Genomic DNA, 21,737 nt, shown 5'->3' with positions numbered 1-21,737 from the left:
AGAATCTTTTCCTCCTGAGAAAAGTAAAACCGGTTTGTCAAACTGTGAAATTACTTCTCTGAAAATGTATATCGCTTCACTCTCTAAAGCGTTTGTTTTTAATACTGAACTCATTGTGTTTTTGTTTGATATTTTATTTGTGAAAATTTTGTTTCAGGTTTAAAGTTTCAAGTTTTTCGCCTAATCTAAAATCTCCACTCTTTATTCTATTCTCTATTCTCTTTATTCTTTTTTAGCGCTGTGCAAACCACATTCTTTATGGCTTGATTCCCACCACCATCTTCCGGCTCTGATATCTTCACCTGGGAAAATTGCTCTTGTACAAGGCGCGCATCCAATACTTACGAAACCTTGTTTGTGTAAAGCATTTTGCGGAACATTATTTTCTGAAAGATACGTTTCAACTTCTTCTAAAGTCCATTTTAATAACGGATTGAATTTGATGATTTCGAAACCTCCGTCGTATTCAAACAAACTTAAATCTTGTCTGTTTTCTGATTGTTCTGCTCTTAAACCTGTAATCCAAACTGAATTTCCTGCTAAAGCTTTTCTCAACGGAACTACTTTTCGAATAAAACAACATTCTTTTCTGTTTTCAACCGAATCGTAAAAGCTGTTTGGTCCTTTTGTTTTCAGTAGATTTTCAACTGAAGCTGCTTCTGGAAAAAACACTTCGATTGGTCTTTTATATTTTTTTAATGTTTTATGAAAAACATCGTAAGTTTCCTGAAATAATCTTCCTGTATCTAAAGTAAACACGGTAATATCGGTGTTACTTTTTGCAATGAAGTCAGTAATTACCTGATCTTCTTGACCAAAAGACGTAGAAAAAATTACTTTCCCTGGAAATTCTTTTGCTAAAAAAACTAAGGTTTCGTCAAGCGAAAAGTCTTTTGTTTTTTCTAATAATTCTTGTACAATACTCGCACTCATAATCTTTATTCCTTTCTAAAATTATCTTTTACAATAATTTAGATAATGTTTTTAAACTCAATATTATAATTAGAATTCCAACCGCAACCATCATTGGCTTTCTTTTGATTCTATTCACCAAAAATGCCGCTACTGGTGCTGAAATAACTCCTCCTAAAATCAACCCAATAATAATCTGCCAGCCATGGATTCCTCCAAAAAGCATGAATGTGATTCCGCTTGCAAACGAAATCGCAAACTCAGCTGCATTTACAGATCCAATCGTATATTTCGGATTTCTTCCTCTTCCTAATAATGTGGAAGTCACAATTGGCCCCCAGCCTCCTCCTCCAACAGAATCCATAAAACCTCCAAACACAGCTAAAACACCTAGTTTTTTAGTTTTCTTTTTCTCTACATTTTTTCTAAGAGCTTTTCTAATGATTACAACCGCCAAAACAATCATATAAACCGCAATAAATGGCCTAATAATATCTCCATCAATTACATCAGATAATAAATAAGCTCCTGTAATCGATCCTAAAACTCCAGGAATCAATAGATGTTTTACCAATTTTTTATTGATATTACCAAAGCGGTGGTGCGAAAGCGCCGATGCCCCAGTTGTAAACATCTCTGAAACGTGAACTGCCGTACTACTCAAAACTGGCGAAACTCCGTAAGCCAATAAAAATGATGTAGAAGTTGCTCCATATCCCATTCCTAAAGCGCCATCTACTAATTGTGCAAAAACACCAATTAAGAAAAACGCTAAAAGGTTTTTATCAAATCCCTGAACAAAACCATCCCACGAAAATTCGGCGTGATGATTATAAATTAATGTAACTGCCAAACCTAACAACAAAACAACAGGTATTACGACCCATAATTTTTCTTTTAGTAAAGAATCAGACTTTACTATAGTGTTTTCTAACTTAAGTTCATTTTCCATATTTTTAAGAATTGTTTTTGCTCTTAAAAATCCATTACCCTATCGGCTTAGTAGATTACTTTGCAAAAGTACTATATATTTCGAAATATCAAAACAATATATTTACTTTTTTACTTAAGCTATCATCTTATAAACCAAGATAAAAGACATTTAAAAAAGAATTAGTGATTATTTTAACAAATTAAATGTTGCGACTTACTATTTTAACAACACACCCCAATTTTGTGATTCACAAAAATAAGCATTTAATCTCTACCAAATCTATAGGATAATTATAAAATTGTTATTATTTTAGCGCCAAATATTTTTTCATGGATTTTCAGATTGGTCTTGTAATAGCAGGTTTAGTAGTTGGATTTATTGTTGGGTTAACTGGTGTAGGCGGAGGTTCTCTTATGACTCCTATTTTATTGTATTTTGGTATTCCCCCAACAAAAGCCGTTGGAACCGATTTACTTTATGCCGCTTTCACTAAAGCTGGTGGAATATTTGTACACAACAAAAAAGGAAACATCAACTGGAAAATTACTGGTTGGCTGACTTTAGGCAGTGTTCCCGCAGCTTTAATCACATTATGGATTCTAAACAGCATTAAAACCGATATCGAAACAATAAATAGTGTCATTAAACAAAGTTTAGGCTGGGCTTTATTGTTTACTTCAGTAGCCATTATATTCAAAAAGAAGCTTTTGGTTTTTTCTCAGAAACATGCTGGAGATAAATTTCATAGCGAAAGCACAACTCAAAACATGCTGACTATTGGAATCGGAGTTTTATTAGGCGCAACAGTAACTTTAACGTCTATTGGTGCTGGAGCATTAGGAACAGTGACTTTATTTTTCCTTTATCCACTTTTACCAACTCCTCGTTTGGTTGGAACCGAAATTGCACATGCAGTTCCCTTAACTTTAGTTGCAGGTGTAGGACACGCTTCTATGGGAAATTTAGATTTAGGCTTACTTGGTCAGTTATTAATGGGATCACTTCCTGGAATCTATATGGGAAGTATGCTAAGCGGAAAAGTTCCAGATCAATTTCTTAGAAATGCAATTGCAGTAATGCTTTTCATGGCTGGATATAAATTGATTTTTTAAATAAATTTTTAAATCATATAAGTTATATAAGTTCATTTAATCTAGCTTTGCGCAAAATCTAAAATGAACTTATATAACTTATATGGTTTATTTTTTTTTTAGAATGCAATATCTGCCAAAGAATTACTTTCTAATATTTTAAGTGTATTATCACGAACTTCCGTCATTAAACGTCGAGCCGCGCAAGTTGATTCATCATCACAATCATCGCATCTTTCGTAGAAATTATGACTCGCACAAGGCAATAATGCGATTGGACCTTCCAAAATACGATAGACTTTAGCCATACTAATATCTTTCGGATCTTTGATTAAATAATAACCGCCGCCTTTACCTTTTTTGGCTCCAAGAAAACCTGAGTTTCTTAAAAGCAACAAAATACTTTCTAAAAATTTAATCGAAATATGTTCGCTTTTTGCAATTTCAGCTATTTGTACCGGTTCATTATTCTCTCTTCGCGCTAAATAGGTTAAAGCTTTAATTCCGTATTTTGTTTTCTTTGAAAGCATCTCTAGATTTTAGATTGTAGATTGCAGATTTTAGATTATTCCTAAAATAAACAAGCCTCATATTGTTCTGCAACAAAAATAGACTTTTTAAATGAGAATAACATCTAAATTCTACTTAATCTATCTTATTTAAAAAACGAAGTATTTTTTGAAGCATAAAAAAAAACGATTTTCAACAGTTGAACTGTCAAAAATCGTCTCTAAGTTTTCAAATCTAAAATCTAAGCTAATGCTTGTTTTAAATCTGCTATTATATCTTCCACTGTTTCTAAACCAACAGAAACACGAACTAATCCTTGTGTGATTCCTACTGCTAACTGATCTTCTTCAGATAATTTACTGTGTGTTGTAGAAGCCGGATGTGTAACAATTGTTTTTACATCTCCAATATTCGCAGAAAGTGAACATAATTTAATTTTGTCCAAAAATTTTCTTCCTGCTTCAAGACCTCCTTTAATTTCAATCGCAATAATATTACCGCCTAAGCGCATTTGTTTTTTGGCAATTTCATATTTTGGATGCGATTTCAAGAAAGGATATTTCACGCTTTGTACATTCGGGTGACTTTCTAAAAATTCAGCTACTTTTAAAGCATTTTCACAATGTTTGTCTACACGAACCGCCAAAGTTTCTAAACTTTTTGACAAAACCCATGCATTAAACGGCGACATTGCTGGTCCTGTATTTCTCGAAAACAAATAAATTTTACGAATCAATTCTGCTTCTCCAACTGCAACTCCCCCTAAAACACGACCTTGCCCGTCTATTAATTTTGTTGCTGAATGTACTACAATATGAGCACCGTATTTAATTGGCTGTTGAATGTATGGTGTTGCAAAACAGTTATCAATAATTAAAATCAGATTGTGTTTTTTTGCAATTTGCCCCAATAATTCCAAATCAATTACATCTACACCAGGATTTGTTGGCGTTTCTGCATAAAGAATTTTAGTATTTGGCTTGATAAAACTTTCAATTGTTTCTGGCTGATTGATGTCAAAATAAGAAGTTTCGATTTTCCATTTTGGAAAGTACGTCATGAACAGCGCATGAGTTGATCCAAAAACACTTCCTGCCGAAACAATATGATCTCCTGATTCTAATAATGCAGCAAATGTAGAATAGATTGCCGCCATTCCTGTTGCAAATGCATAACCTGCTTCTGCACCTTCCATTGCACAAACTTTATCAACAAATTCTGTTGTATTTGGGTTGCTGAAACGAGAGTAAATATTACGAACTTTTTCTTCTGTAAAAGAAGCCCTCATATCCTCTGCATCTTCAAATATAAAACTTGAAGACAAGTACAAGGGTGTTGAATGTTCTTGAAATTGTGTTTTTTCTAAATGTGTTCTAATGGCTTGTGTTTCAAAACCAAATTCTTCTGTATTCATTGTGTTGTTTTTTTGTTTTAACACGAATTGCACTAATTGGCACAAATTCGATTTCTTTAAAATTTCACAGAGATTCACAAAGAGAAACACGAAGTTTCGCTAAGAATCGGAGTGAATTTATTATTTATTAAGCCAAAGAATTATCTAATTGACTATTTTCTAATTTTACAAAGCTTCTTTGTTTAAAACCACTTTGTATTTAATCGTTGCAGTTGGCTCAACTGTTTTGGCAACTGAACAGTATTTTTCAAAAGAAAGTTGTGCTGCTTTTTTTGCTTTTTCTGGATTGATTTCTCCTTCTAAATAAAAAACCACATCGATTTCTTTGAAAGGTTTTGCTTCTCCAACCTGAACACGAAGTCCTTCAACCTCAGCATCAAATGAAGTAATTTCCTGGCGCTGTTTCTTTAAAATTGAAATCATATCGATAGCGCTACATCCCGCAACTCCCATTAATACTAATTCCATTGGACTTGCACCTAAATCGCTTCCGCCAAATTCGGCTCTGCTGTCAACGTCAACTATGTGGCCGCGTTCATTTTTTACTTTGAAATGAAATGCGTCGTTTACTCTGTTTAAAGTTACTTTCATTGTGTTGTTATTTTTTTTGTTTTTCTATTATTTTCATTGCAAGATCATCAATCTAAAATCAACAATCTGCAATCTAAAATCAGGCTATCCTTTATCAGACAATCTCAAAATATCTCCGAAAACTCCTCTTGCAGTTACCGCAGAACCTGCACCAGCTCCTTGAATAACGATCGGACGATCTCCATAAGATTCTGTGTAAATTTCGAAGAAAGAATCAGAACCTTTTAAACCGCCTAGCGCTGTGTCTGATGGAACTGAAACTAATTTTACTTCTAAATTTCCTTTATCATTCTGTAAATCTCCAGACAATTCACCAATGTATCTCAACACGTGATTTGGCTGTTGCTCTGCTTTTATTTTAGCATAAATTGGATCGAATTCTTTTAATTTCGTCAAGAAATCGGCAGCACTTCCTTCACGTAAGTGTTCTGGAATTAAATTCTGAATAGAGATTTCCTCAAACTCATTCTGTAAGTCTAATTCTCTAGCTAAAATTAATAATTTTCTACCAACATCATTTCCGCATAAATCCTCACGTGGATCTGGTTCTGTATATCCGTTATCTATTGCTTCTTGCAGAATTTCGCTGAAAGGCGCATCTTTCGCAGAGAAATTATTAAATAAATAACTCAATGTTCCTGAGAAAACTCCTTTAATTTTAGTGATGTTTTCACCAGAAAGATGCAGTAATTTAATCGTATCAATTAACGGTAATCCTGCACCAACATTGGTTTCGTATAAATAATTCTTTTGGTTTTCTTCTAAAGCACTTCTCAATTCTTTATAGAAACCATAGCTTAAAGTATTTGCCACTTTATTAGAAGAAATCAAGTCGAAACTGTTTTCTACTAGTGGAATATAATTTTCTACAAAACTTGCACTTGCTGTATTATCTACTGCAATTAAGTTTTCTAAATGATTCTCATTCGCGTAAGCTATAATATCCTGAATGGTATACGCTTCGCCTTTTGTTTCAAGTTCGTTTTTCCAGTTATTGGAAACGCCGTATTTGTTTAAAAGCACTTTTTTAGAATTCGCAATCGCAAAAACATTTAGCTTTATTCCTTTTCGATTTTCAATAGCCGCAGACGATTCTAAGATTTGATTAATCAAAGTTCCTCCAACCAATCCGTGGCCGATAATGGCAATATTGATCTTTTTAGAAACTCCAAAAATTTCACCGTGAATAACATTTAAAGCTTTATTCAATTCTGATTTCTTCACAACCAAACTCACGTTTTTACCCGTAACAGTGTTGTTGAACAAAATCGGAACAATTTTATTTCGAATTAAAGCGGTATAAGGTTTATGGAAAGTACTCAAATCCTGACCAATAATCGAAATTACCGATACATTATCTGTTACTGTAATTTGATTAACATCTTTAGAATAAAAGTCATTTTCGAATTCTTTTTCCAACTCCACAACCGCAGTTGTTGCTTTATCAGTTGCTACCACCAATCCGATTCCTCTTTCTGAAGAACCTTGCGAAATGATACTTACACTGATATTATGATCGCCCATTACTTTAAAAATTCGAGCATCAACTCCTGCTTTTCCAAGTAATCCACGACCTTCAAGATTTACAAGAGAAACATTTTCTAAAACAGAAAGCGTTTTAATTCCTTCTTTAGAAGAATCTGAAGTAATTAGAGTTCCGCGGTTTTCGTGGTTGAATGTATTTAAAATACGTAACGGAATATTCTTTTCTAACAAAGGAATAATCGTTTTGGCATGAAGAATTGTTGCGCCAAAATTGGCCAGCTCGTTTGCTTCATTAAACGATAAATATTCGATTTTTTTAGCATCTGCTACCAAATCAGGATTTGCAGTGTAGATTCCGTCTACGTGCGTGAAGTTTTGTAATTCTTCCGCATTTAAATAATTTGCGATTAACGAAGCGGTATAGTTACTGCCATTTCTACCTAAAGTAGTTGTGTCGTTGTTGTTATTAGATCCAATGAAACCTGTAACTATATTAACCGTTTCTCCGTTATGTTCTTTAAAATAATTGACTACATTTTTCTTTGAAAGTTGTTCTAAAGGCTGTGCATCGCCAAATTTAGAATCGGTTTTCAATAAATCTCTTGTATCTACAAAATTGGCTGGTATTCCTTTTTCCAACAAAATAGCCGTCAATAATTTAGCCGAAAGCAATTCTCCTTTAGACAAAATCTGATCTTTGATTTTTTTGCTATAATCACCAATTAAGCTTACACCTTCAAAAAGTTTATCTAAGACATTGAATTCTTCAGACAAATCAACTTGTGGGTAATCTGAGATTTGATATTTTTTAAAATTCTCTAATAATTCTTTGTAGCTGCCATTTTTAGCAGCAATGCTTAAGATAAATTCCAATTCGTCTGTTGCATTTCCGCGTGCAGAAACTACAACTGCAATTTTTTCACCTTGATTTACTTTATCAGCAATTATAGAAACAACTTTGTTAAGTCCTTCTCCGTTTGCTAATGATTTACCTCCAAATTTTAATACTTTCATTTTATTTCTTTATTGTTTCTGCCTTAAAAATGTCGGCAAGTAAATGATCTAATTGTTTGTACTCGATTAAAAAAGCGTCATGTCCGTGAACTGAGACAATCTCGCTATAGAAAACATTGTTTTTAAACTTCTTCAAATCTTCGTAGGTTTCTACGTTTTCTTTTGCTGTAAAAAACAAATCCGAATTGATTCCGACGATATGAATTGAAGCTTTTGTTTTAGACATTAAGTTTTCAAAACTTTCACTATTTCTAGTAATATCAATTGTTTTAAGCAACTGATTCATTAATTTATAAGAAGACAATTGGAATCTTTTTTGCAATTTTTTTCCGTGATGCGCCAACCAACTTTCAATATTAAAAATCAGCAAATCTTGATTGATCGTTCGCTGAAATTTTTCTTTGAATGATTCTGGCGAACGGTAACACAACATCGCGTGAATTCTTGCATCTTCGATTGGTTTTGAAGAATTATTCAAGATTTGCTCTTGTAAAAAACAGTTTGCAATAAGCCAGTCAGTAGATTTCCAGTCGCTCGCAATCGGAATAAGGTTTTCTGCAATATTTGGTGCCAATGCTAAAATTTCCCAAGCAATTCCACCGCCAACTGAACCTCCGATAATCGCAAAAAGTTTTTCGATTTGTAAAGCTTTAATTCCTTCAATAAAGATTCTTGCAATGTCTCTTGCTGTAAAATCAAGATAATTGTCGATTAAGAAAGTGTTGCTTCCGTTTCCAGGAATATCAAAGGCTAAAACGGTATAAACAGTAGTATCGATGGTTTTACCTTCACCAATTAAGTCATTCCACCAGCCGTTTTCGCCAGTTACTTGCGAATTTCCTGTCAAGGCATGATTAACCAAAACAATTGGCGCGCTGTGCAACGGTTGGCCTGCAAGCGTAAAACTTAATGGTATAGAATGATAAGAAGCACCACTTTCTGTGATGAATTCCTGAATTATAATGGGATTTGGTATATTTTCCAATTTCAAATCTGTTGTATTATTGATTTGTATGGAAATATTAGAAAGAAAAACTAGGTTTAACTAGAAAAAATCTTGTTGTTATCTTTCCACGTTTGGCGTGGTAGAATGTAGCACCTTCTTCGTTTTATCAAAGGGTTGCTAAGGCTTCATCGGGTCTAATCCCTCGTCCTTTCTTTATAACATTTCAATATTTGTTTGAACTTAACGAGTGCAAATTAACTACTAATTTCTCTAACAAACAAATTTATTCTAAAACTGTTTGTTAAATTTCTGAGACTTACTTTAGCAAAAACTATTATACGCAAAAATTTACCGAACAAAAATGCCCAGTAAAATTAAGCAGGTTTTAACCTAGTTTATGTCACTTCTCAATTTAGATGAAAAGCGTTTCATTTTCTTTTGAATACATCAAAAACAATAAAGAATTCGGTACATTTTTAATTGTACTTTTATCTGCCTCTGTCATTCCGAATCTTGGATGAGCCAATTCATTCGTAGGTGGCGGATTGTTGTTTTTTGTCCTTCTGTTTTTCAATTTAGAAATTTTTTCTGCTAAGTAGTTCAATGTGCTCATGATATTAAGTTTTAGTTCAGTTTGCGTTTTATAATCTTTATTTATTTTTTATGTTTTCGTTAAATCGTTTAGAAGAATAAAAAAACCCTTTTGGTTTTTTAGATACCAAAAGGGTTTAAGCTTTTAAACTCATTTATACTTTTAGTATCAACAGACCTTCACGCAAATAAGCGCGACAGCGAACATCTTGTTCATCTGTAAGGATTTATTCATCTGTGATTTATATTGTATTTTTAAATTCTGCATTTTCATTAAATTAAAAAGCCTCCTAATATTTTTAGGAGGCTCTTACTATATTATTATTGTATTCTTACAATTTTTCTAAGCAATAGACACTCCCGCCTCGGTCTTAACCGAAATGGCACAAAACATTTTGTTGACTTTTAAGTTCATTTGATTTCTAGTAGTTTTTGGGTATAACAAATATGCAACTATTTTTTTTATTACACAAATGAAATTCAGGAATTTAATTACAAAATTCGCCAAAATTGTATTTTTTAACGACAAAAAACATCTTACAAAAATAACTAAAGTAAAAAACTTACAAAAAGTATCATTTTCTTTCTAAATTTCGCTTGACAAATCAGTTTATCAAAGAACTTTTACACGATTTTTTTCTTTTTTCGAAGAAAATCTACAGCCAAACGGCTTCTTTATCTCTAATTCTCTCAGAAATTTTTAAAATATCAGATATAATTCCTCTCGAAATCGCCTGCTTACAAGGTGGCGCACTCTGAATTACAATCGGAACATTGGCATACGATTTTGTATAAATTTCAAAAATGGTGTCAGAACCTTTCAATTGTCCAATGGCAGAATCTACAGGTTCTGAAATCAGTTTGACTTCTAGAGTGCCTTTTTCTACATCAAACTCTCCGACATAACGCAATACATGATTTTCTGCCTGTGTTATTTTTGCAATTTTAAAAGCCTTATCGATTGCATCTTTGTTCAGTACACCATTCTTTTCTAAATGTTCTTCTGTTATAAATGGTTTGATTGTAATGTCTGAAAGCTCAAAATCTTTTCCTATTTCTCTTGCTAAGATTAGAAGCTTTCGTGCAGTATCATTCCCAGACAAATCCTCTTTAAAAGTAGATTTCATCAAACCTAAAAGACTCGCATCTTTTAAAACCGATGAAAACGAAACCTCTTCTGATGAAAATCGATTAAAAACATAACTTAAATTATCAGAGAAAACACCTCGAATTTTCGTGATTTTTTCTCCCGAATAATATAAATCTCTTAAAGTCTGCAAAACTGGAATTCCGGTATCGACCGAGGTTTCATACAGAAATTCTTTGTCGTATTTTTTTAGATTTGATCTTAGTTCTTTATACAAATCAATCGGAAGCGTATTGGCTTTTTTGTTAACCGCTACAATATTAAATCCGTTTTCGATCAGCGTATTATAATGTTTTACCAATTCGTCACTTGCTGTGGCATCTACCGCAATTAAGTTTTCGAATTCATTTTCTTTGGCAAACTCAACAATATCTTCCACTTTAAAAGGAACCGCCAATTGTCTAAAATTGGTTTCCCAGGAATAACCGACACCTTCTTTCTCAAAAAAAGCAACCGTCGAATTGGTTATAATCGGAAAATGAAAATCGACATTTCTACTTTCAAGAAAAAATTCCTGACTTTCAATAATCTGATTAATCAAAGTGCTTCCGATATTTCCAATTCCGAAAAGGACAATGTTTATTTTAAGCTTTGACATAATTTCTATTTTTTTTTGAACCATATAAGTGATATAAGTTCATTTAATTCTTTTGTTACAATTTAGATAGAAATATATCTTTATGAACTTACATGACTTATATGGTTTAAATTTTTATAAAGATGTTTTTCATAAAAAATTACCTTTAGCAAAACCACTCGCTAAAGGCAATTTTTCAAACAAAAAACAAAAAAACCTAATTTTTATTGATGCTGAATTGAGAAAGCGAAACACTTTCAAAAACAGCTTGTAGATCAGCAATTAAATCTTCGATAGCTTCAATTCCTACAGAAAGACGAATCAAATCTTTTGAAACTCCTGTTTCTATTTGCTCTTCATCTGTTAATTGCTGGTGTGTTGTACTTGCTGGGTGAATAATCAGTGATTTTGTGTCACCAATATTAGCAAGCAGAGAGAATAATTTAGTATCGTCTACTACTTTTTTCGCAGCGTCAAAACCTCCTTTTAATCCGAAAGTGATAATACCGCTTTGTCCTTCTAGTAGATATTCTTTAGCTAAATCATGATATTTACTTGATTTCAAACCTGGATAATTTACCCAAACGACCTCATCTTGTTTTTCCAGCCATTCAGCTAGAGCCAAAGCATTTTCACTATGTTTCTTGATTCGGATTGGCAGCGTTTCTAAACCTTGAATAATCTGGAAAGCATTAAACGGACTCAAAGCAGAACCAAAATCACGCAGACCTTCAATTCGGGCTTTTGCTATAAAAGCCGCATTTCCTAAAGCTTCGTGATATACTAATCCGTGGTAACCTGCAGATGGCTCGGTAAATTCAGGGAATTTTCCGTTTGCCCAGTCAAAATTTCCAGCATCAATGATAACGCCTCCTAATGAAGTTCCGTTTCCAGCGATATATTTAGTTAAGGAGTGAATTACAATATCGGCACCATATTTAATTGGGTTTAATAAATAAGGTGTCGCAACCGTATTATCTACTATAAATGGCACTTTGAATGCTTTGGCTTCCGCCGAAATTCCTTTTAAATCCAATACATCTAATTTTGGATTTCCAAGAGATTCCACAAAAAATGCTCTTGTATTTTCTTTTGCTGCTTTAGTAAAATTTTCAGGTTTTGAAGGATCAACAAAAGTGGTTGTAATTCCTAATCTTGGCAAAGTAACTTTTAACAGGTTGTAAGTTCCACCATACAAACTGTTTGACGCTACGATATGATCTCCAGCTTTTAGTAAAGTCAATAATGTTGTAGAAATTGCCGATGCTCCAGAAGCTGTTACAACCGCTCCGATTCCGCCTTCTAATGCTGCAAGTCGCTGTTCTAAAACATCGTTTGTTGGGTTATTTAATCTCGTGTAAATAAATCCAGCTTCGGCAAGGCCAAATAAATTGGCTGCATGATCGGCATTATTAAATACGTATGATGATGTCTGATAAATTGGCACTGCCCTTGTTCCTGAATTTTTAGTAACATCGTGTCCTGCGTGTAGTGCGTTTGTTGCAAATTTTTGTGTACTCATGATTTCTTAGTTTTTTTAATATTGTTAATACGTTATATATTGTAATTTGATTTTTGAAATTGAATTTAGATTTAAGCCAAAAACTCTTCTGCTTCTTCTAGTTCATACATTTGAAGTAACAGTGATTTTTGATTCGCACTTTGCTCCTCATTTATTCTTATCACTTCTCTTGCTATCTCTTCTGATGTATTGTTATTTTTTTGAGAATCGTTTCTTAGTAAATATTCTATTGCGATTGAATTTAATGTTTTCATGATTTTTAATTTTAAATGAATTGAAATAAAAAAGCCCTTTCGGATGGCGACCAAAAGGGCTATAGTTTAACTATAACAAAGATTGTACTCTTTCACTTCTGGCAACAGCAATGCGGGATGCACATTTGCATCATTTTACAACACATTATATTTCCTTTTGCTATTGCTTTCATTTTGTATTAATCTTATTTTTTAAACTCGACTATTTCTATAGAGTAAAAGTAGTAAATATTTTTAAACCACCAAATTAAAAATCGAAATTTTGTATTTTTTTTTCAAAAACTTCTTTCAAGCCTTTTAAATAAAGGCTTGAAAGAGTTTATTTTAATTAGAATTTAAAGCTCAAACGAGCAAAACCAAATCTTCCGTTTAATCCGAACTGAGAAACTGCTCTTGAATAAGCAAACTGATTCGCATTACTTAAATCTGTACTCGGTGCTGGAGATAATGTTGGAGTTGTGTTTGTAAATGCAGGAGTTGACGGATTATTTCTGTCAGGATAAACATCTCCTATATTATTAAAACCAATTGTTGCTCTAAAGTGCTCGTTAATCTGATATCCGAAAGATAAATCAGTAACTAATTTTGCACTGTATTCTGGATGTTCGTATACAGAAGAAAATCCGTCCAAGTTAACATCTGTTGCTCCTGGGTCTGTTACTTTTCCAAAATAGCTGTTTCTTAAATAAATATCCAGTTTTTTAATACTGAAAGTGGTCATTAAATTCGCTTTTAATTTCGGAATTGCTTCTTCTAAATAAACGCGGCTAGACTCTGGGAAAAATGAATAAATATAAGGATCACCACCCGCATCAACTATCGATTTTGGCACATGTAAATCTCCAACTCTTTTAGTTTCATTAAAACTTAATGCAAAATCATTTCTGATGACAAAATCCTGAATTACATCATACTTTTGAGAAATTACTAAATCAATTCCTTTTGTTTCAGAATCAATTCCGTTGGTCCAAAACGAAGCTCTTTCCACTCCTTTTAAATCAAATGCTTGTTGAAATAATGTCAATGCTTCTGCTTGTTCTGGTGAAGTTGCAGCTCCAATCTGTGCATCGGTTGGTCTTGAGTATTGTCCAGAAAGTACAATTCGATCATTGATTCTTGTAAAATACGCATCGGTTGCAATAGTTATGTTAGCTTCAGGAATTTTAAATGTAAATCCTGTACTGATGCTTTTTGATTTTTCTGGTTTTAAACTTTCAATACCAATACTTTTTGCTGCTTGTGAATCATTAGTAAAATAACCAACTTGATAAGGAGAACCGTTTATAAACTGAGTCGAGCTTGCTTCAAAATATCTTTGTTGTAATGAAGGCGCTCTAAAACCTGTTTGTCCAGAAATTCTCCAATTGATATTGTCATTTAATTTTAAAAGTGAAGCCAATTTGAAAGTAACTGTATTTCCAAAGTCTGAATAGTTTTCATAACGAGCCGCTCCGTTGATCAGCCATTTTTCTGTAGCATTCAATTCTAAATCAACATAGGCTGCACCACTTTTTCTATCTCTTTCTTTTGCATCTGAAGGCTGAAATCCAGAAAATCCTTGCGCTCCTGCTCCGCGTTTGTTTCCAAAAAAATCAGTAACAATCAAAGGTGAATTACTTGGAAGAATTCCTGAAACTAAATCTCCATTTACATCATATAATCCGTAAGAAGCTTCTTCACCTGCTTTAATCTGGTAATTTTCATATCTAAATTCACCTCCAAAAGCAACATTTAATCCAGACAAAACATCTAATTTTTTACTGAAATCTAAATTGGTTGTACTTTGTAAAAATGACACTTTTCCGGCATCAAAACTAAAAGGAGAATTAGTTCCTAAAGTAGCATTAATAGTATTGTTTACATCATAATTAAAGGAGTTGGTTCCTAAATTGGTACTTAAATCAGTATCAAATCCGAACAATTCTGTTGTTACACCAACTGCTGCTGAAGCATCTAGAATTTTAGATTCAATTTCTGGTAAAAATCCGTTTTGATACACTTGTGTGAAAGTTCCAGAGCCATTTGGTAATCTGTTGAAAGCGTATGATTCTCCGTTTCTGTAAGATACTCCACCAAAAGAATACACAGATGTAGTTTCTGTTAAAGGATATTTAGCATTGTAATATGCTTGCCCTGAAGCCAGTTCTGACTGACCGACACTCATATTATAATCACTTCTCTGCTGACCTCTATAAGCCAATTCATTATTGGTTACATCAAAATTCAAAGCTGCCTGCATTTGTGCAATTGTTGTTGCAGACGAAATAGCATTTTGTTGTGCCGTTGTAAAATAACTTACTTGTGGCGCATATTGCTTTAATGATGATAAAATTTGCGCTGAATTTGAAGTCGTGTTAATATTACTGAATAACGAATTGATTTCAACACCATTTTGCGCTGCTCTGTTTTCAACCGCATTATAAGCATTAAAAATTCCGTTACTTCTAATTCCCGCTCTGCTTGTTGCTTGTCTTGTTACGGCACTCCCTGTAACATTCAAATAACTACCTGGTTTTCCTAAAGAAGTTCCGTAGTTTAAATCTACCTGAACAGTTTGTCCGTCGGCTCCTCCTTTAAAATTATTTGAACCTGAAGATAAATTAGTTCCGTACTGAATTCCTCCAGTTAGAAAATTAGCATTCTTTTTCAATACAATATTAATCACTCCTGCAATCGCATCAGAACCATATTGTGCTGCTGCTCCATCTCTTAAAACTTCAATTCTTTCAATTGCAAAAGATGGAATCGCGTTCAAATCTGTTCCGACAGATCCTCTTCCTGGTGACCCGTTTATGTTTACTAGAGAACTTGTATGTCTTCTTTTTCCGTTTACTAAAATCAAAACCTGATCTGGGCCTAAGCCTCTTAACTGTGCAGGATCAACGTGATCTGTTGCATCTGCTGTCGAAGTTGCGTTACTAGTAAAGGATGGCGCAACATAATTTAAAATCTGGGTTACGCTGGTTTGTGGCGCTCCTTTGGTTATTTCAGTTACATTAAAAACATCGACCGGAACGGGCACATCTGTTTTTACTCTGTTTTTGCTTCTTGATCCAACAATTGTAACTTCAGATAGTTCATTGTTTTTTAAACTATCCTGCTCTTTCTTATTATCTTGAGCATAAAGTCCTGAAAATGTCACAAGACCTAAAACGATTAGTACATTTTTCTTCATTTCTTTTACTGATTAATTAGGTTTTTAGGTTTTAGAAAAAATCTTACAGTTTTTAATTTTAGTCAAAAAAAAACCTCCGCAATCTGCAGAGGTTCTATTTATATATTTTTGAAAAAAAATTACAATAGCGTCTCTGCGGAGAACTCCGGCATCTTACAAGACATCATATTGTTAACTGTAAATTTCATGTGTTTTTGTTATTTTAACGAGGCAAATGTCTGAACTATTTTTGAATCAGCCAAACAAAAACCAAAATATTTTCTATTACCCTATCAAAATAGTATGTTATTGTTAAATTTCTATCATAAAAAATAAAAAAAGTTGAACTTTGATTTGCAAATCAAAATGGTTTCATACCTTTGCACCCGAAACAGAGGAAAAATTTGAACTGATTGCAACCTCTTCATAATGAAATGGTTTCGTTATGAATGCTGAAAGATTCATTTCAGTAGTAAAAAATGCTAAAGCAGGAACTCTCCTTTAGCCCTTTTTAGCAATTCATTTTCCCGCTTAATTTTAAATTAAAACATTATTATTACATTATTATGGCTTATTTATTTACGTCAGAATCTGTTAGTGAAGGGCATCCAGACAAAGTTGCAGATCAAATTTCGGATGCATTAATTGACAACTTTTTGGCATTTGACGCTGATTCTAAAGTAGCTTGTGAAACATTAGTTACAACTGGTCAGGTTATTTTAGCAGGTGAAGTAAAATCGAATACTTATCTTGATGTACAGCAAATTGCACGTGAAGTAATCCGTAAAATTGGATATACTAAAAGTGAATATATGTTTGAAGCGAATTCTTGTGGAATTCTTTCTGCAATTCACGAACAGTCTGCAGACATTAACCAAGGTGTTGACAGAGCTAAGCCAGAAGAGCAAGGTGCTGGTGACCAAGGAATGATGTTTGGTTACGCTACAAACGAAACTGAAAACTATATGCCATTGGCATTAGATTTATCTCATAAATTGTTACAAGAGTTAGCTATTTTAAGACGTGAAAACAAAGAAATTACTTATTTACGTCCAGATGCTAAATCTCAAGTAACTTTAGAATATAGCGATGATAACAAACCAACTCGTATCGATGCGATTGTTATCTCTACACAACATGATGATTTTGATGAAGAAGCTACGATGTTAGCTAAAATCAAAAAAGATATCGTTGAAATCTTAATTCCTAGAATTATCGCTAAAAATCCTGAGCACGCTCATTTATTTAATGATAAAATCAACTACCACATTAACCCAACAGGAAAATTCGTTATTGGAGGACCTCACGGAGATACTGGTTTAACAGGAAGAAAAATTATCGTGGATACTTACGGTGGAAAAGGTGCTCACGGTGGTGGTGCATTCTCTGGAAAAGATCCAAGTAAAGTAGATAGAAGTGCTGCTTATGCAACTCGTCATATCGCTAAAAACTTAGTTGCCGCTGGTGTTGCTGACGAAATCTTAGTTCAGGTTTCTTATGCAATTGGAGTTGCCGAACCAATGGGAATCTTCATTGAAACTTACGGAACTTCTAAAGTAAACTTAACTAACGGTGAAATCGCTAAGAAAGTAGAAGCTATCTTTGATATGCGTCCTTACTTTATCGAACAACGTTTAAAATTAAGAAACCCAATCTACAGTGAAACTGCTGCTTACGGACACATGGGACGTAAACCAGAAACAGTTACTAAAACTTTCTCTGCTCCAGGTGGAAACGAAAAATCAGTTACTGTTGAATTGTTTACATGGGAAAAACTTGATTTTGTTGACCAAGTAAAAGCTGCATTTGGATTATAATTCAATCTGAATCTTAAATACAAAAAAGGCTGTCTATTCATTTTAGGCAGCCTTTTTTATTTCTTTTTAACCTATAAATTAAATCCGACAAGTTTTGAAACCTGTCGGATTTATTATTAAACTTAATATGTTCCGTTACTCATTTTAGTTAATACTTCTTTTATATTTGATGCGGTTTCTTCATCAACAGTATCATTTAAATATTTTACGGCTAATTTCTGCATTTCGATTGCCTTTTGTTTTTGTCCATCTTTATAATACAATTGTGCTAATGTATCTAAGTAATAAGGACTGTTTTTAGTAAGCACTAAACTGTATTCAGACCATTTAATAGCATCTTTTAAATAATTTGCATTCATAGGGTTTTCTACGACAGTCCATGCCGCATTATTACAAAGATCTGAATGGTAATATTTAAAAGAATTCCATCCGTCATAAGAATAACTTGAGCTGGAATCTAGTGTCGAAAAAATAGCATCCAGTTTCTCTATCGGACTTCCTCCTGCAAGAGTAGAATCGAAATAGGTACTAAACTCTTTTAAGAAAGTTACATTAGAACCGTCTTTCTCTTGAAGTTCAGCTAAGTAATAAAAATAATTTCTATAAGCATCAAAATTTCCTTTTCCAGAATCAATGATTCTTTTATAAAGCGAATTGACTTTATCTCTATTTATTTCTCCCGAAGCGCCATCTTGAGAAAGATATAAGTTTTGTTGCAATGCATCTGCAATTTCAGAAACTACGTTTCCAACCGTATGAAGTTCGCCTTGTTTACTATTAAATTCAGCACGTTTGCTTTCAATATCTTCTGAGTGATTTAGCAAATAATCGATTGCTAGAAAATCGGTATCATTTAGAATTCTGTCTGTATTAAAAAGCTGTTTTGTAAATCCCTGATTTTTGATTTCTTTTAAAATCGTTTCAACCAAATACATATTTACACTTTTATCCTTTTGATGCGATTCAATCAATTTTTTCCAAGTCTGAGACACTTCTTTTTGATTTAAATCTGTTTTTGTAATGACAAATTCCGTTGAATTAGAATCGCTTATTGGATCACCATAATAATAAGAAGGTTCTAGTAAAGCTGCTTTATTAAAAGCGGCAATTAAATCTGCATCAGATGCTTTTTTGTTTTTTAAAGCTGTATCAATAGAAAGAAAAGCATTTGCTCTTTGAAGTTTTCTATAAAGATCATCATAGTAAGAAAAATGATATTGTTGTGTCGCTAAATCTGATTTTGCTATAGCCAACTGTTTTCCTTCTCCATTTAAAATAATGATCCTTGGATCGTCGTTGATATTGTTGTTTTTAAGCCACTTTTTGTCGTCTGATCCGGCCAAATAATAATTGTAAATATCATAAAGAGCATTGTACGAATCGTACATATTATATCCCGTTTGTGTTTCTTGTTCTTTTACAAAGGCATCAAACTTTTCTTTGATTGACTTGTTTTTACTATCAACTACTACAACTAGAAATTTATTGCTGACTTTTTTTGTCGATTCAATCGCTTTTTTAAGATTGTCTTCAACTTTTAATTTGAAATTATAACCAGAACTATAGACTGGAGGCGCTGTTACTACAGCTGCACTATCAACTGCGACTGCTTCTCCATAATCATAACTTGAAGCATCTTTTCCTGAATAAGTCCAATTGGCAATAGACTTCGTTTCTAGTGGACGAACTTTGGAATCTTTTTTAGCTGGCTGCGGATCTTTAGCATTAGTAAAAATCAAAGGATTTAAACCTGATTGCTCTGAAATTTTCAACTCATTGGTTGTTCTGTCAAAATATCCTGCAATTTTAAGATCTCCTAAAACCGCCAGTTCATAACTAATGGTTACTTCCGACGCATCTTTAGGTATTGCATATTTAAAAACAGTACTTTCGGCTCCGTATTCTTCATAAACTAAATATAGAAAGTCGGCTTTTTCAATTTCAAAATCTAAATCAACTTTAGAATAATCTGGATCAACTTTGGTTTTGATATCTGAAATTCTTTGATATTTAACTTCCTCTTTCCCTTTTTGAGTTCCAATATAAAAAGCATAATAAGCAGGATCTTTGAAGTTTACTTTTATACTTTTAGCTTTTTTATCGACTTTAAAAGAAAGATCAAAATTGGTTTGTGCTTCTGTATTTTTAGCAAATAATAAAGAATCACCTTTTACTTGATAATCTCCTGAATAGAAAACCAATTCGTATTTATTGTCGTCTAATAAATTTAATTTGATTCTCTGACCTTTATTTTTAGATAGATAAGTTCCTTTTTCGATGCCATTTGTCTGAGATGAAACTGTTAATATTCCAAAAAACAATAGCATTAAACTCCAAATAAAATTGCGCATAATTAAAATTTTGGTTTATAATTAAAACACAAAGATATCTGATTCTTTCGGAACTAAAGTTTAAAAAACCATCAATATGTAATTAAAATACTATAAATTATATTTCATTGAAAAGATAATATAACGTGGCTGAACCGCGTATTGAGAAACCCTTGTAGAGAATTGCGTAAAATTATCGTCGTTAAGATATTTTGTATTCAACAAATTGGTTGCTGATACTTTATATTCCCATTTACTGTTTTTCTTCTGATAAATTAAACTGGCACTTAAAAAATCATATTCATTGTCAACTGATTTATTTCCGTTATAATAATGATAGAATTCATATTCAGAAACGAAAGAAAAACTATCTAAGAAATAATAATCCAGTTTTGCAAAAGGTTTGTCTGTGTAAAAAGTCGAACCGCTGTATTTATTAACCAAAAGATTGTATCCAAATTCGATATTCGGCAACTTTTTATAATTCGTTGACGCTCTAATTGTATAACTCTGAACAAAACTTTCTGTCGTTCTTAAGTCTTCATTTTGAATGTTATTAAACTTTGACCAGTTCAAACTTGCATTAACTGAGGCTTTATAATTTTTTAAAAACGAACGTCCGTAAGCTCCCATTCCGGAGAAAGTTTCATCGGCTAAATTAGAATTGTATGGAACTGAAAACTGATTAACTCCGTCAAAATCAGCTTTTGTTTTAATAGCATCCACTTTTCTGGTATAAGTTGCATTGGCAAAAATATTCTCAAAATTGAACATATTATATTTGAAATAACGAAGCGAGTGCACTTGTGATGTCGCGTTTTCTAAGTAACGATTTCCACGAAACAAACTGCTGTAATTAGACAAAACGTAACCTTCTGCTAATTGATTAATATCTGTAAAGTCATTCGTTAAAGAGAAATTATACGTCAATGTTTCTGATTTTTTGATTTGATATAAAGCAAAGAAATCCGGCAGCACTTTTACAAAATTCTGAGAATAATCAGTTCCCAATTGTCCGTTTGTCATTTGGTAAGTATGCACACTTACACCAGGCGTTAAAGTAAATTTCCCTGTTAGAATTTTATAATGAAAACCTAAAAATGCATCATTAAACCTATAATCTACATCATTATTATTTGAGGAATCAGTCAAATCATTTCTTGTTCCGTCATCTAACATCTGAAAAATGTGGGAATTGAAGTTTTGATACGAATACGTATTCCCTAAAGTGATATTGATATTGCTTTTTGGCGTTACCATATAATAGTAATCCAGTTTAGCATCCAATTTATTAGTTTTCACAAAACGGTTCTGATTGTAATCATTTCGATTTTGTCCAGAATTATATCCTGTCAAAAAATCATCACTAAAAGGTTGCGTGCGCAAATTAGCGTTATAAAAAGGATTTTCGTCCTGATACAAATGCTGCATTTCAAAAGCAAAAATAT

The 21,737-nt window shown here is 32.8% G+C and carries 15 protein-coding genes, 2 pseudogenes and 1 riboswitch; of the genes and pseudogenes, 2 read left to right on the top strand and 15 right to left on the bottom strand.

Annotated features, from left to right (window positions below):
- The 3 genes and pseudogenes from VGE71_RS07905 to VGE71_RS07895 all read right to left on the bottom strand — a co-directional run.
- A pseudogene (locus VGE71_RS07905) lies at positions 1 to 114 on the bottom strand (sulfate adenylyltransferase small subunit); the annotation flags it as partial.
- A 108-nt stretch (positions 115 to 222) separates the two neighbouring features.
- The gene (locus tag VGE71_RS07900; protein ID WP_144215606.1) at positions 223 to 933 is read right to left on the bottom strand and encodes a phosphoadenylyl-sulfate reductase; all 711 of its coding nucleotides are present in this window, start codon (positions 931 to 933) and stop codon (positions 223 to 225) included.
- Positions 934 to 961: 28 nt separating this feature from the next.
- Positions 962 to 1,864, bottom strand: a complete 903-nt coding sequence (locus VGE71_RS07895; protein ID WP_331137839.1) for a sulfite exporter TauE/SafE family protein — start codon at positions 1,862 to 1,864, stop codon at positions 962 to 964.
- 311 nt (positions 1,865 to 2,175) lie between these two features.
- On the opposite strand from VGE71_RS07895, the gene VGE71_RS07890 reads away from it, so the two are divergent.
- The gene (locus tag VGE71_RS07890) at positions 2,176 to 2,958 is read left to right on the top strand and encodes a sulfite exporter TauE/SafE family protein (protein WP_331137838.1); all 783 of its coding nucleotides are present in this window, start codon (positions 2,176 to 2,178) and stop codon (positions 2,956 to 2,958) included.
- 98 nt (positions 2,959 to 3,056) lie between these two features.
- Here VGE71_RS07890 and VGE71_RS07885 read toward each other — a convergent pair whose 3' ends face one another.
- The 10 genes from VGE71_RS07885 to VGE71_RS07840 form a co-directional block, all read right to left on the bottom strand.
- Positions 3,057 to 3,467: an RrF2 family transcriptional regulator gene (locus VGE71_RS07885; RefSeq protein ID WP_008466594.1), complete on the bottom strand. Its 411-nt coding sequence runs from the start codon at positions 3,465 to 3,467 to the stop codon at positions 3,057 to 3,059.
- A gap of 221 nt (positions 3,468 to 3,688) precedes the next feature.
- Positions 3,689 to 4,861, bottom strand: coding sequence for a trans-sulfuration enzyme family protein (locus tag VGE71_RS07880; RefSeq protein WP_331137837.1), 1,173 nt, complete (start codon positions 4,859 to 4,861; stop codon positions 3,689 to 3,691).
- 165 nt (positions 4,862 to 5,026) lie between these two features.
- Positions 5,027 to 5,452, bottom strand: coding sequence for an OsmC family protein (locus VGE71_RS07875; protein WP_144215610.1), 426 nt, complete (start codon positions 5,450 to 5,452; stop codon positions 5,027 to 5,029).
- 84 nt (positions 5,453 to 5,536) lie between these two features.
- Positions 5,537 to 7,951: a bifunctional aspartate kinase/homoserine dehydrogenase I gene (gene thrA, locus VGE71_RS07870; RefSeq protein ID WP_331137836.1), complete on the bottom strand. Its 2,415-nt coding sequence runs from the start codon at positions 7,949 to 7,951 to the stop codon at positions 5,537 to 5,539.
- A 1-nt stretch (position 7,952) separates the two neighbouring features.
- The gene (locus VGE71_RS23315) at positions 7,953 to 8,936 is read right to left on the bottom strand and encodes an alpha/beta fold hydrolase (protein ID WP_331137835.1); all 984 of its coding nucleotides are present in this window, start codon (positions 8,934 to 8,936) and stop codon (positions 7,953 to 7,955) included.
- 75 nt (positions 8,937 to 9,011) lie between these two features.
- A riboswitch (SAM riboswitch) is annotated at positions 9,012 to 9,119 on the bottom strand.
- Positions 9,120 to 9,309: 190 nt separating this feature from the next.
- Positions 9,310 to 9,510, bottom strand: coding sequence for a hypothetical protein (locus VGE71_RS07860; RefSeq protein ID WP_144215614.1), 201 nt, complete (start codon positions 9,508 to 9,510; stop codon positions 9,310 to 9,312).
- Positions 9,511 to 10,144: 634 nt separating this feature from the next.
- Positions 10,145 to 11,233 carry an aspartate kinase gene (locus VGE71_RS07855; protein WP_331137834.1) on the bottom strand — a complete coding sequence of 363 codons (1,089 nt, stop codon included), beginning with the start codon at positions 11,231 to 11,233 and terminating at the stop codon, positions 10,145 to 10,147.
- Between the two features lie 196 nt (positions 11,234 to 11,429).
- Positions 11,430 to 12,734 (bottom strand): O-acetylhomoserine aminocarboxypropyltransferase/cysteine synthase, encoded by a 1,305-nt coding sequence (locus VGE71_RS07850; protein ID WP_331137833.1) that lies wholly within the window; start codon positions 12,732 to 12,734, stop codon positions 11,430 to 11,432.
- A gap of 71 nt (positions 12,735 to 12,805) precedes the next feature.
- Positions 12,806 to 12,988 (bottom strand): hypothetical protein, encoded by a 183-nt coding sequence (locus VGE71_RS07845; RefSeq protein ID WP_331137832.1) that lies wholly within the window; start codon positions 12,986 to 12,988, stop codon positions 12,806 to 12,808.
- A 328-nt stretch (positions 12,989 to 13,316) separates the two neighbouring features.
- Complete coding sequence (locus VGE71_RS07840; protein ID WP_331137831.1) at positions 13,317 to 16,163, bottom strand: TonB-dependent receptor plug domain-containing protein; 2,847 nt, start codon at positions 16,161 to 16,163, stop codon at positions 13,317 to 13,319.
- A 545-nt stretch (positions 16,164 to 16,708) separates the two neighbouring features.
- Between VGE71_RS07840 and metK the strand changes: the two genes are divergently transcribed.
- Positions 16,709 to 17,959: a methionine adenosyltransferase gene (gene metK / locus VGE71_RS07835; protein ID WP_331137830.1), complete on the top strand. Its 1,251-nt coding sequence runs from the start codon at positions 16,709 to 16,711 to the stop codon at positions 17,957 to 17,959.
- A 122-nt stretch (positions 17,960 to 18,081) separates the two neighbouring features.
- Here the strand turns inward: metK and VGE71_RS07830 are convergent, their stop codons facing one another.
- Both VGE71_RS07830 and VGE71_RS07825 read right to left on the bottom strand, forming a co-directional pair.
- Positions 18,082 to 20,310, bottom strand: coding sequence for a hypothetical protein (locus VGE71_RS07830; protein ID WP_331137829.1), 2,229 nt, complete (start codon positions 20,308 to 20,310; stop codon positions 18,082 to 18,084).
- Positions 20,311 to 20,400: 90 nt separating this feature from the next.
- Positions 20,401 to 21,737: pseudogene (locus tag VGE71_RS07825) on the bottom strand (TonB-dependent receptor); the annotation flags it as partial.

The organism is Flavobacterium sp., assembly GCF_036405015.1.
Taxonomy (GTDB): domain Bacteria; phylum Bacteroidota; class Bacteroidia; order Flavobacteriales; family Flavobacteriaceae; genus Flavobacterium.
Note: the sequence above shows the minus strand (reverse complement) of the source record. Positions and strands in the feature narration are given on the sequence as shown.